The sequence below is a fragment of the Streptomyces sp. NPDC008125 genome (assembly GCF_042957125.1).
In the GTDB taxonomy this organism is placed as follows: domain Bacteria; phylum Actinomycetota; class Actinomycetes; order Streptomycetales; family Streptomycetaceae; genus Streptomyces.
Genome location: NZ_JBIBHR010000037.1, coordinates 23133 through 34699, shown reverse-complemented (window position 1 = coordinate 34699; position 11567 = coordinate 23133). Strand labels below are relative to the sequence as shown.

The 11567-nt window shown below is 70.8% G+C and carries 10 protein-coding genes; 4 read left to right on the top strand and 6 right to left on the bottom strand.

Annotated elements, in window-relative coordinates:
• Nucleotides 1-906: 906 nt before the first annotated feature.
• On the top strand, nt 907-1437 hold the full coding sequence (locus ACFZAX_RS34400) for a hypothetical protein (protein WP_390966756.1): 531 nt from the start codon (nt 907-909) through the stop codon (nt 1435-1437).
• Between the two features lie 442 nt (nt 1438-1879).
• On the opposite strand, the gene ACFZAX_RS34395 is transcribed toward ACFZAX_RS34400, so the two are convergent.
• The 5 genes from ACFZAX_RS34395 to ACFZAX_RS34375 are packed head-to-tail and all read right to left on the bottom strand — an operon-like array spanning nt 1880 to nt 7772.
• Nucleotides 1880-3115: a styrene monooxygenase/indole monooxygenase family protein gene (locus ACFZAX_RS34395; protein WP_390966754.1), complete on the bottom strand. Its 1236-nt coding sequence runs from the start codon at nt 3113-3115 to the stop codon at nt 1880-1882.
• Between the two features lie 44 nt (nt 3116-3159).
• A complete protein-coding gene (locus ACFZAX_RS34390) occupies nt 3160-3885 on the bottom strand; it encodes an ATP/GTP-binding protein (RefSeq protein ID WP_390966752.1) in 726 nt (241 codons plus the stop codon).
• On the bottom strand, nt 3866-4279 hold the full coding sequence (locus tag ACFZAX_RS34385; RefSeq protein ID WP_390966750.1) for a DUF742 domain-containing protein: 414 nt from the start codon (nt 4277-4279) through the stop codon (nt 3866-3868). The genes ACFZAX_RS34390 and ACFZAX_RS34385 overlap by 20 nt, the downstream gene beginning before the upstream one ends.
• Nucleotides 4276-4755 carry a roadblock/LC7 domain-containing protein gene (locus ACFZAX_RS34380; RefSeq protein ID WP_390966748.1) on the bottom strand — a complete coding sequence of 160 codons (480 nt, stop codon included), beginning with the start codon at nt 4753-4755 and terminating at the stop codon, nt 4276-4278. The genes ACFZAX_RS34385 and ACFZAX_RS34380 overlap by 4 nt, the downstream gene beginning before the upstream one ends.
• Nucleotides 4752-7772: a nitrate- and nitrite sensing domain-containing protein gene (locus tag ACFZAX_RS34375; RefSeq protein ID WP_390966758.1), complete on the bottom strand. Its 3021-nt coding sequence runs from the start codon at nt 7770-7772 to the stop codon at nt 4752-4754. The genes ACFZAX_RS34380 and ACFZAX_RS34375 overlap by 4 nt, the downstream gene beginning before the upstream one ends.
• 364 nt (nt 7773-8136) lie before the next feature.
• Here ACFZAX_RS34375 and ACFZAX_RS34370 point away from each other — a divergent pair, with 364 nt between their 5' ends.
• On the top strand, nt 8137-8922 hold the full coding sequence (locus tag ACFZAX_RS34370) for a hypothetical protein (RefSeq protein ID WP_390966746.1): 786 nt from the start codon (nt 8137-8139) through the stop codon (nt 8920-8922).
• Between the two features lie 36 nt (nt 8923-8958).
• Here the strand turns inward: ACFZAX_RS34370 and ACFZAX_RS34365 are convergent, their stop codons facing one another.
• The gene (locus ACFZAX_RS34365) at nt 8959-9456 is read right to left on the bottom strand and encodes a MarR family transcriptional regulator (protein WP_390966744.1); all 498 of its coding nucleotides are present in this window, start codon (nt 9454-9456) and stop codon (nt 8959-8961) included.
• Nucleotides 9457-9724: 268 nt separating this feature from the next.
• Between ACFZAX_RS34365 and ACFZAX_RS34360 the strand changes: the two genes are divergently transcribed.
• Together ACFZAX_RS34360 and ACFZAX_RS34355 are read left to right on the top strand one after the other, a co-directional pair.
• Nucleotides 9725-10561: a GH25 family lysozyme gene (locus tag ACFZAX_RS34360; RefSeq protein WP_390966742.1), complete on the top strand. Its 837-nt coding sequence runs from the start codon at nt 9725-9727 to the stop codon at nt 10559-10561.
• Between the two features lie 171 nt (nt 10562-10732).
• The gene (locus ACFZAX_RS34355) at nt 10733-11512 is read left to right on the top strand and encodes a polysaccharide deacetylase family protein (protein WP_390966740.1); all 780 of its coding nucleotides are present in this window, start codon (nt 10733-10735) and stop codon (nt 11510-11512) included.
• The last annotated feature ends 55 nt before the right edge of the window (nt 11513-11567 follow it).

Here is an 11567-nt window from a genome sequence, read left to right as displayed (position 1 = left end):
CCAGCCCCGTACTCCCAGTAACGTCCGCTACACACTCAAAGCCACCAAGCACCCCACCTGACCTGCACTGACGCGCTAACTCACCGGCATTGCAGTTCAGAGGCAGTTTTGCGTTCCGCATGACGCACATGACGCAGAGCTTCCCCACTTAGGAAAAGAGAGGGGGAATTCCTGTAGTGGACCGGCGTCCGCAGGCGCCCGCCGAGAGCGCCCCCTTGAAAAGCCTCCGGTGCCCGCCGTGTCTGTCCGAGGTGCGGATTTCTGCGTCACCTGCGTCACTGCGTCATTCAGGGTGCCTGACCTGCGGTTTCTCGGTGACGCAGGGGCGCGGGTCTTCGTCATCGGTGACGCAGGCGTTCGTCATCGGTGACGCAGGTGACGCAGAGCCTGCCGTCTGCGTCACCGAGAAACCGCAGGTCAACCGGTGCGGGGTGACGCAGTGACGCAGGTGACGCAGGATTTCCTACTTAGGAAAAGAGAAGGGCGCCTGTAGTACTTCCGTGGCTCTCAGGGCGTGAAGAACGAGCCGCTTCGCGGCGCGACCACTGCGAAGCGGCTGCCGCCGCCGAACAGCAAGAGGAGCACCCCCGCCGAGGCGTGCTCCTCTTGCGCTTCCGGAGTCTCGACGCCGCGCCGGCACCTTTCAAGGGGGAGGTCCCGGCCCGCGCTCGTAGCGGTACCTATCCGCTACACGCGGCCGACCCGCTACAGAAATCATGCCCCTGACCTGCGATGTAGCGGCGTAGCGGATGTAGCGGACTCTCAGGAGGGGGAAGGGGAGGGTAGCGCGGTATCCGCTACCCGCTACCCCTGCCGCTACCTCGATCATGCCCCTGACCTGCGCGGTAGCGGAGGTAGCGGAGGTAGCGGACCTGGAGACAAGGGGCGTAGGCGAGACTGATCCCCATGGACGCTGGACTTGCAGCAGTTTTGGGAGCCGCAGCAGGCGCACTGGCAACGACAGGTGCAGGGCTGGCTGCGGGTTGGTCTGCCAGGGAGCAGGCAAGGATCGCCGCGCGGTCCGAACATCAACGCCAGCGAAGAGAGCCCCGCCACGAGATCTACAAGCGCTTCATTGACGCTGCATCGGATATGGAGCACCACACCGGACTTGGCAGCCTCTTGGCCGAACCCGTCCATGATGAAGAACTGAACATCATGGAGCACTACGTCGATCTGTTGCAGACGCTCGCCTACAAGGTGAGAGAGGCATGGATCGAGGTGGCTCTCGTGGGCCCGAGCGAGGTGGAGGTTGTCGCAACCCAAATCGACCGATGCTCTCAAGGGCTCCGTGATGCCGCTACGGCGGTCAGCCGCCGAAGCTTCCATCTGGGGCACTCGGCGGGCGACCTCACCCCCCTGCTTGAGGGCTTCATCACCGCTGCACGCGAGGCTCTGGACGACGACGGAACAGTCCGAGGCAGGGAGCGCGGCTGACGCACCCCTGCGGTGTGCGGAAGGTGTGCGGGCTGGTGTGCGCCGTCCCGCACACCACGGGGACGTGGGGATTCGCGATGTGCGGGTGTGCGGGTGTGCGGGTCCACGCGGAGTGACCCGGTTTCCAGTTTCCTGGTTTCCGGAGGGGCCCCTACGCGTGCGCGCGCGAGGGCCCGGAAACCCGCCACGCAGCGTCCCCACGGGGCCTCTGACGGCCTCTCAGGGGTCGGGGGACCAAAAGGGCCCGGGAAGCGTGCCGTTGACTCTGTGGGCCACGCGCGGCCCTGGGTCGCCGCAGAGCGGGCAGTCCTCCCGGCATGGCTCACGGAGGACATCCCCTTCCGGAGCCCCAGAAGCTGGGCCGTCTGTGGGCCGTCAAGAGACGGCCCACAGTCACCAATGTTCACCAACGTCCACCGTGACGGCGCTGGTCAGCGGCCTGTTACTGGCCCGCGACCGAGGCCAGGTACGCGTTCGTCTTCTCCGGCTCGAAGAAGAAGTTGTCGAAGTCCGCCGGGTCGTTGAACCCGTTGGCGAAGCGGTCGGCGACCGGCTGCATCTGGCCGGCGGCGCCGATCAGGTTCAGCACGTGCTCCGGCGGGACGCCGAGCATGGCGTTCGTCCACTTCACCACGTGCTGGGCGGTGTCCCAGTAGCGGTCGAAGGTGGCCTGCATCCACTCCGCGTCGAACGCGCGGTCGCCGTGCTCGATGATCGACTCCAGGTACGCGTTGGCGCACTTGGAGGCCGAGTTGGAGCCCTGACCGGTGATGGGGTCGTTGGCCACGACCACGTCGGCCACACCGAGCACGAGGCCACCGCCGGGGAGCCGGCCGATGGGGTTGCGCACGGTCGGCGCGTAACGGCCGGACAGGGTGCCGTTGGCGTCGGTCAGCTCGACCTTGGTGGCGCGGGCGTACTCCCACGGCGTGAACCGCTCCATGAGCTCCAGCGTCTTGGCCAGGTGCTCCGAGGGGTCCCTGATGCCCTGGAAGACGTCGAGCGGGCCGCCCGGGACGCCCTCCCAGAACAGGATGTCCGCGCGCCCCGAGGTCGTCAGGGTCGGCATCACGAAGAGCTCGCCGACGCCCGGCACCAGGTTGCAGCGGACCGCGTCGAACTCCGGGTGCTCCGGGCGCGGGCCCATGCCGTGCACGTACGCGACGGCCAGCGCCCGCTGCGGGGCGTCGAACGGCGAACGCGAGGCGTCCCGGCCGAACATGGAGACCAGCTCGCCCTTGCCGGCCGAGACCATCACCAGGTCGTACGTACGGGAGAAGTAGTCCAGGTCCGAGACGGCCGCACCGTGGATGACGAGCTGGCCGCCGCGCTGGGCGAAGGTCTCCATCCAGCCGGCCATCTTCACCCGCTGGTCCACCGACTGGGCATAGCCGTCCAGCTTGCCGACCCAGTCGATGACGCGCGAGGAGTCGGGACCGGCGACCGAGACGCCGAGGCCCTCGATCTTCGGGGCCTGGGTCTCCCAGAAGTTGAGCTGGTAGTCCCGCTCGTACTGGAGGGCGGTGTCGAACATGCACTGCGTGGACATGACCCGGCCGGTCCGGATCTCGTCGGCCGTACGGTTCGACATGAGGGTGACTTCGTACCCGCGCGACTGCAGGCCGAGGGCGAGCTGAAGTCCGGACTGGCCGGCTCCGACTATGAGTATCTTCCGCATGGGACGGTTCTCCGTTTACGTGGTACGTCGATCGGGGGCGCTTCTCAGACAGGGGTGGCGTCGAGAGCGTGGCCCACGAGGGTGAGCAGTGACTCGACGACGGTGATCCTGTTACGCGCGTCCATGATCATCACAGGCACGTGCCGAGGGACACTCAGGGCCTCCCGGACGTCCACCGCCTCGTAGCGGTCGGACCCTTCGAAGTGGTTGACGGCCACGATGTACGGCAGCCCGCAGCTCTCGAAATAGTCGAGCGCCGGGAAGCAGTCGGCGAGGCGGCGGGTGTCGGCCATGACGATCGCGCCGATGGCGCCGCGCACCAGGTCGTCCCACATGAACCAGAACCGCTGCTGGCCGGGGGTGCCGAAGACGTACAGCACGAGGTCGTCGTCGAGCGTGAGGCGGCCGAAGTCCATCGCCACGGTGGTGGTGGACTTGTCCGGGGTCGCGGTGAGGTCGTCGGTCTCCTCGCTGGCCCGGGTCATGACCGCCTCGGTCTTCAGCGGGGTGATCTCGGAGACCGCGCTCACGAAGGTCGTCTTGCCCACGCCGAAGCCGCCCGCCACCACGATCTTGGTCGCGGTGGGCGCGCGCGTGTGGTCCAGCTGCCACGCCTGGACGGACTCCTCGGTCCGGTCCTGGGGCCCCGGCTGACGCGGGGTGAACAGTGTCGGCGCCTCGGGCGCCCGTTCGGCGGGCGCGGGGTCCGCGAGCGTCGGCCCGGACAGCGTAGGCCCGGACAGCTTCGGCTCAGAGACGACGGAGTCCATTGAGCACCCTTTCGAGCAGTGCGCGATCGGGCTGACCGGCGCCGTGGCCGGTTCCGTACACGCGGATCTTTCCCTGGTCCGCCAGGTCGCTGAGGAGCACCCGGACCACACCGAGCGGCATCTGGAGCAGGGCGGAGATCTCGGCCACCGTACGCATGCGGCGGCAGAGTTCGACGATCGCCCGGAGCTCCGGCATGACCCGCGTGCCGAGGTTTCCGCCGGTGAGCTCGCGGCGCTCCTCGGGCGCCTCCAGCGCGGCCACGAAGGTCTCGACGAGCAGCACGTGCCCGAAGCGGGTGCGGCCACCGGTGAGGGAGTACGGGCGGACCCGTGCGGGCTTCCGGTCGGACCCCCTCACGGGGAGCCTGCGGGCGGGTTCGGCGGCGGACGTCACTGGGTGCTCTCCATCGATTTACGCAGCTCGTTGCGGAGTTCGGGGGTGAGGACGTGTCCGGCCCGGCCGACGAAGAGCGCCATGTGGTACGCGATGACGCCCATGTCGCAGTCGGGGGTGGCGTGGACGCCGAGGAGCGAACCGTCACTGATCGACATGACGAAGACGCTCCCCTCCTCCATCGCGACCATCGTCTGCTTGACGCCGCCGCCGTCCATCAGCTTCGCGGCCCCCATGGTGAGGGACCCGATGCCGGACACGATGGTGGCGAGGTCGGCGCTGGAACCCCGGGGACTCTGCTGATTCCCCGCGGCCGGAGCGGCCTGGTGTCCGGGGTCGGAGGAGAGCAGCATGAGCCCGTCGGACGAGACGACCGTGACCGAGTGGACCCCTGGCACCTCCTCCACCAGATTGCTCAGCAGCCAGTGCAGGTTCCGGGCTTCGGTGCTCAGCCCGAGCGTGCTGGGCGCAGTCAACTGCGTGCCTCCTCGACAGTGTCCCCCGTCTCCTGGCCGTCCGGGCGGCCGGCCAGGTCGGTGCGTGCGTTCGGTGCGGCGGGAACCTCGGGTTCCACGCCCTCCGCAATCTCTGCTTCCACGTCCCGGCGGCCTTCACGCGCTCCCCGCTGGAATCCGCCGAGCCGGCGCCTGAGCGCTTCCTTGTCCAGGCTGCCCGTGCGCTCCGCCGAGGGTGAGTCGGTGGGCTTGACCACCCGGGGGGTGCGCTTGGGCAGCCCCTTGTCCGTGACCCGCTCGGGCTGCCGGGGACCCGGCACGGACTCGGTGGACGCGGCCTCCCGGGTGGGCAGCGCGTCGGGCTCCGGGGCCTGGGACGCCTGCGGGGCCTGGGAGGCCTGCGGGGCCTGGGCGTACGGAGCCTGGGGGGTCCCGGGGAGCGGGAACGGCCGGGGCTCCGGCGCCTCGTGCGGGTCGTGGCCGCCCGGGGCGTGCGTACCCGCCGTGTCGGCGGACCGCTCGTGCCGGTCGGGGCCGACGGCGTACGGGTTCCGGGACGCGTCCGGGGCCGGGGCCGGGGCCTCCTCCGGCACGGTCGGGAGCCGGAACTGCATGGTGGTCTCGGCCGGGGTCTCCGCCGGGGCCGGGGTCTCCTCGGCGGCCGGCACCCCGGAGGCGCCGGCGGTCGGTACCCCGGGAACGACCGCAGGTTCCTCGTGCACCTCGGGAGCGGCGGGCCGGACCGCCCGCGGGCCCGCGTCCCGGATGGTCTGCTCGGCTGCGGCGATCAGGGGGTCGTCGGCGGGGACGGCGAGCGATCGGCCCTGGAGGGCGTTGGAGTTCGCCTCGGCGGCGGAACCCGGGAGGTTCAGCGTCGGCGCACCGCCCGGCACGTTCACCGGCGGCGGCGAGGCGGCCGGCGGAGCCATGGGCAGCAGGGCCTGGGGCAGCACGACGACAGCCGTCACGCCGGTACCGGTCTTCTGCGGCTGGAGCCGCACCTGCACGCCGTGGCGCGCGGCCAGCAGCGAGGAGACCTGAAGACCGAGCCCGGTGCTGTCGTCGGCCGGGTCCCCGACCCGGAAGGAGTGCGGGTCGGCCAGCCGGAGGTTGACCTCTTCCATCCGCGCCGCCGACATCCCGATGCCCTCGTCCTGCACGGAGAGCATCACCTCACCGGTCTCCAGCAGCCAGCCGGAGAGCTCGACGCGCGAGTCGGGCGGCGAGAACGCGGTGGCGTTCTCCAGGAGTTCGGCGACCAGATGGCTCAGGTCGTCGGCGGCGAACCCGGCGATCTGAGCGTACGGCGGCAGGGACTGGATGGTGACGCGCTCGTACCGCTCGATCTCGCTGACGGCGGCGCGGGCCACGTCGACCAGCGGGATCGGTCCGGCGTGCCCCTGCCCGTGGTCGGCGCCCGCGAGGACCAGCATGTTCTCGCCGTGGCGCCGCATCACGGTGGCGAGGTGGTCGAGCTTGAAGAGGGTGGCCAGCCGCTCCGGGTCCTGCTCGCGCTCCTCCAGGTTCTCGATCACGCCCAGCTGGCGCTCGACGAGCCCGAGGCTGCGCAGCGAGAGGTTGACGAAGGTGTGGTGCACGGTGTTGCGCAGCCGCTGGAGTTCAGCGGTGAGGTCGGTGATCTGGACCTGGAGTTCGGCGCGCTGGAGGGTGAGCGCCTCGCGACCGGCGACCAGTTCGGCGTGCTCGGCCCGCAGGCCGCCGGTCTGCCCGGCGAACTCGCCGTGCAGGGCGAGCAACCGCTCGTGCAGGGCGTTGATCGAGCGGACCACCTGGGCGAACTCGTCGTTGCGGCCCCGGTAGGCGATCGCCTCGGCGCTCTCCGGCTCGGCGGCCAGCCGGGCGGAGCCGATGCGCAGCACGGCGAGCGGCTGGGTGAGGGTGCGGGCGACGGCCGTGGAGACGCCGACGGCGATCAGGAAGCAGCCGCCGAGCAGGGCGAGCGAGAGTTCGAGGCCGGTGACGTCGTCGTCGCGGAGCTTCGCCAGCCGCTGCACCTGGGCGGTGCCGAGCGCCGACTCGACGCCGCGCATCCGGTCGATGCGGGCGGAGAGGGCGGCGGAGAGCTTCTTCGAGCTGGTCTTCCGCTCGGAGTCGGAGAGTTCGGGGCTGTCGGTCAGGGCGGCGAGGTACTTCTCGGCGCTGTTGACCTCGGGCCCGGTGACGGTGGAGGAGAGCTTGTCGCGGGCGTTCGTGCCGGCCGCCTGGTCGAAGTCGGCGAGGGCGGCGAGTTCGCGGACCCGGGCCTGCTGGGCGGCGGCGCTCAGCTCGTCCCGGGCGGTGTCGTCGGCCGACTTCTCGCCGTCGTCGCTCGGCACGGGGAGGCCGGTGTAGGGGTCGTACTCCTGGACCGGGGACGGGCTGGGTACCGCGAGGGCCGCGAGGAGCAGCCCCCGGGTGGCGGAGGCCTGTTCGACGGCGGTGGAGAGGGCGAGCGGCGCGCGGGTGGCGGCGGCGGCGCGCGGCGGCGTCGTTTCGGCGAGTTCGGCGGCGAGGTCGTGCAGCTTGGCGATGACCTCGCTGTAGGCCTGGTGGGCGGCGAGGGCCGAGCCCTTGCCGCTGACCGCGTCGCGGCGCAGCGACGGGACGGTGGAGAGGTCCCGGCGGAGCGTGGCGGGGGCGGCCTCGCGGATCTCGTCGATCTGCTGGTCGACCCGGGCGCTGAGGCTGTCGGCACCGGGCTTGGCGTCGCCGCCGTCGCCGTTTCCGTCGTACGTCTCACGGCCGCTCGCGATGTACGCGGTGATCGCGTCGCGTTCGTCGGCGAGGGAGTGGGCGAGCGTGATGGCCTGCTGGTCGAGCTCGGCCAGGGTCACCAGGTTCTGCGACTCGTTGAGGTCGGAGGAGGCGCTGAGGGCCGCCGGGGCACCCGCCGCCATGACGGTGATCCCGACGACGGCGACGCCCGCCACGAGTCGCCTGCGCACGCGCACCTTGCGCTTGTCGCCGCCCGCCACCGGAGCGGTCGCCCCGGGAACGTCCTGCGTGCCGACCTTGCTCCGCGGCCGCTTCTTCTGCACCGGTGCTCGCATTCTTGACTCGTCCGCCCATGAAGCAGAGGTGACGCACCGTCACGTGCACGCGCTCCCCTGCCACTGGTCCAGCTTCTGACCATTCCAGCCCTTTTGGGAGGGGGGCGCACATCGACCGCTCCGCCACTCGAACGAGTGAACATCACTCGCGAGCGGGCGAACAAGTCTCCCCAGCGCGGCCCCTCTCCATACGCCGGGCGTCGGGTGGACCTTCCGCGCGGGCTTTGGCAGGATGCCCGCCCGCAGCCCGCCGAATCCTCCGACGCCGCCCCTCGGCCCGGTCTGACCTGCTGCTACACGGCGACACGCCCGGCGTGCAGGCGGTGTGAAGGCGTCGTGCAGACTGGCTGCCATGCGCATCGAAGTCGCCGGCACGCCCGGCAGCCCCGAACGCCCCAACGAGGACTGGGTCATGGCCGCCCTCCCCGCGTCCGGCCAGGGTGGGTGCCTGGTCCTGCTGGACGGAGTGACTCCCCCTCCGGGCGACGACGGTTGTGTGCACTCGGTGCACTGGTTCACGTCGCGGCTGGGCGGAGCGCTGGCCGAACTGTCCGCTTCACGACCGGATCTGACTCTGGAGGGGGTCCTCGCGGAGTCCATCCGGCGCACCGCGGACGCCCATCGCATCTCCTGTGACCTTTCTCACGTGAGGACTCCTCAGGCAACCGTCGTCCTGACCCGCTGGGACGAGGCTGCGGTCGAGTACCTGGTGCTGTCCGACTCGGTCCTGCTGCTGGAGTCCCCGGACGGGAGCGTACGCGCGGTGATCGACGACCGGCTCGGCCGGCTGCCGCCGGGAACGCTCTCGTCCATGGAGTTGACGGACACGCTGGTCCGGAACAAGGAGGGCGGATTCTTCACCGCCGCCGCCGATCCCGCCGTCGCGTCCCGCGCGGTGACCGGCCGGGTGCCGCTCGGGGAGGTACGCGCGCTGGCCGCCCTGACGGACGGGGCGAGCCGCTGGACCGAGGTGTTCCACGAGGGCGACTGGCACGCCGCGTTGGGGCTGCTGCGCTCGGCGGGGCCCCAGCGCCTGATCGACCGCGTGCGGGAGCGGGAGCGGGCCGACACCGGCCGGGTCCACCTGGGCCGGGGCAAGCGGCACGACGACGCCACGGCGGTCCTGGTGGAGTTCTGACACACCCCGGGGCCGGGGGCCCGCCGTCCGGCAGCGTCAGCTCTCGGCGCGTGCGTTGAACTGATGGAGCAGCCGGGCGAGTTCCGCGACCTCGGCGCGGTCCCAGTCGGCGAGCTTGCGGACGTAACGGGCCCGTCGGGCGTCACGGACGTGGCGGAACCGGGCGAGCCCCTCCTCGGTGAGGTGGACGAGCGAGGCACGGCCGTCCTCGGGGTCCGGCTCACGGTTCACCAGACCGAGATCCTCAAGGGCGCGCAATTGACGGCTCATGGTGGCTTTGCCGACCCCGAACCAGGCCGCGAGTTCGGTGGCCCGCTGCTGCCCGGCGGACTCCAGACGTACGAGCAACCCGTAGGCGGCGGACTCCAGTTCGGGGTGGACCTCGCGGGCCATCTCGCCGGAGGTGGCGCGCGCCCGGCGCAGGATCACGGCCAGTTCGTGTTCCAGGGCGAGGAAGGCCTGATCCGCCGGGACCCCGGCCACGGTGTCGGGCCCGGTCCCGCTGTCCTTCTCCTCCACCACGGCACCCCTCATGCGCTTTCCACCTCTGAAACTTTCGCCCGCCGCGGTTCCTTTCCGCAGCTGGGCCAGTATTTCGCAGGAGTAGACCACAGACGGGTCCTGGACCCCCTTCCGGAGAACGGGTCAACGCGCGTAGCGTCATTCTCGTCATGTTCGTGACAGAGCACTGTTCGTATCGGAGCAGTGCTCGTGACAGAGCAGGACCACCGGGGCCCGGCCCCGCACGCACCCCGGTTCGCGGTTCCCCCACCGTCCCCCACCGAACCACGGAGGCACGCCCATGTCCGCGCACAGATCCCGTTCCCGCACGGCCCGTCTGCTCGCCCCGGCCGGCACCCTGCTCGCCGCGCTCTCGCTCCTGTTGTCCCTGCCCGGTGGCGCCTCGGCCGCCGGCTCCGCCGCCGCCGTCCCGGCCCGGGGTACGGCCTCGCTCGGCATGGGCGTCGTCGCACACGACGGCCGGGGCTCCCTGCCGGTCGGCACGGCCGCGACCCAGACCGAGGGCGTCGACGTCAGCGGCCACCAGGGCAACGTCGCCTGGTCGACGCTGTGGAGCGCCGGCGTCAAGTGGGCGTACGTGAAGGCGACCGAGGGGACGTACTACAAGAACACCTCGTTCTCGCAGCAGTACACGGGCTCGTACAACGTCGGGATGATCCGCGGTTCGTACCACTTCGCCACCCCGGACACGACCTCCGGCGCCGTGCAGGCGAACTACTTCGCGGACAACGGAGGCGGCTGGTCCCGGGACGGCCGGACGCTCCCGGGCGTGCTGGACATCGAGTGGAACCCCTACGGGGACCAGTGCTACGGCAAGACGCCGGCCGCGATGGTCTCCTGGATACGCGACTTCGTGAACACCTACAAGGCCCGCACCGGGCGGGACGCGGTGATCTACACCGCGACCAGCTGGTGGACGACCTGCACCGGCAACAACGCGGGCTTCGGCGCGACCAACCCGCTCTGGGTGGCCCGCTACAACACCACGGTGGGCACGCTCCCCGCCGGCTGGGACTACTACACGATCTGGCAGTACACCTCGACCGGTACGACGGTCGGGGACCACGACAAGTTCAACGGCGCCCTGGACCGCGTACAGGCTCTGGCGAACGGCTGACACACCGCCGCACGCGGCGCACCCGCCCGCCCGGGGCCCCGGCGACGCACCCCGTCGCCGGGGCCTCGGCGGTCCGCCGGGCGCCACCCCACTATGAATCAGCTGTATACACGGTATGTATAGTCCGGGCTGCCGTACCGGACGTACGGCTGTACCGCGCCGTACCGACCGATGGATGGACCCACCGTGCTCAGAAGGACGCCGAAGCCCCGCACCTGGTCGTCCCCGGCCCTGGTGGCCGCGCTCGCCCTCACCCTGGGCGGCTGCTCCATGGCCACCACCGCCCCCGCCACGGCGCGCGACGAGGCGGCGGCCGACGCGAAGGGCGAACCGGCCCCGGTGGACTGCCGCGTGGCGAAGTGCATCGCGCTGACCTTCGACGCGGGCCCCGGTGAGGACACCCCGCACCTGCTGGACGTGCTCAAGGAGAAGAAGGTGCACGCGACCTTCTTCCTGCTGGGCAAGAACCACGTGCTCAAGCACCCCGACACCGTGCGGCGGATCGCGGACGAGGGGCACGAGGTGGCCAACCACACCTGGTCGCACGAGATCCTGACGGACAAGAAGCCGGACGAGATACGGGCCGAGCTGGAGAAGACCCAGGACGCCATAGCGGAGATCACCGGGAAGAAGCCCCGGCTGATGCGTCCGCCCCAGGGCCGTACCGACGACACCGTCTCGGAGATCAGCAAGGACCTGGGACTCTCCCAGATCCTGTGGAGCGCGACCGCCAAGGACTACTCGACCACCGACTCGGCGCTGATCGAGAAGCGCATCCTGGACCAGGCGGACCGCGACGGCATCATCCTGCTCCACGACATATACAAGGGGTCCGTGCCCGCCGTGCCGGGCATCATCGACGCCCTGCGGGAACGCGGCTACACCTTCGTGACCGTCCCCGAGCTGATGGCCCCCGCCGAGCCCGAGCCGGGCACGATCTACCGCCCCTGACCCGGGCACGCCCCGGCAGCGCACGGGAAACGGCCCGCCTCCCCGGGGACTCCGG

Bases quoted from the DNA above. Each gene is read 5' to 3' on its own strand.
- ACFZAX_RS34395 (WP_390966754.1), bottom strand. From the start codon at position 3,115: ATGCGGAAGATACTCATAGTCGGAGCCGGCCAGTCCGGACTTCAGCTC.
- ACFZAX_RS34360 (WP_390966742.1), top strand. From the start codon at position 9,725: ATGTCCGCGCACAGATCCCGTTCCCGCACGGCCCGTCTGCTCGCCCCG.
- ACFZAX_RS34355 (WP_390966740.1), top strand. From the start codon at position 10,733: ATGGATGGACCCACCGTGCTCAGAAGGACGCCGAAGCCCCGCACCTGG.
- ACFZAX_RS34390 (WP_390966752.1), bottom strand. From the start codon at position 3,885: ATGGACTCCGTCGTCTCTGAGCCGAAGCTGTCCGGGCCTACGCTGTCC.
- ACFZAX_RS34365 (WP_390966744.1), bottom strand. From the start codon at position 9,456: ATGAGGGGTGCCGTGGTGGAGGAGAAGGACAGCGGGACCGGGCCCGAC.
- ACFZAX_RS34400 (WP_390966756.1), top strand. From the start codon at position 907: ATGGACGCTGGACTTGCAGCAGTTTTGGGAGCCGCAGCAGGCGCACTG.
- ACFZAX_RS34370 (WP_390966746.1), top strand. From the start codon at position 8,137: ATGCGCATCGAAGTCGCCGGCACGCCCGGCAGCCCCGAACGCCCCAAC.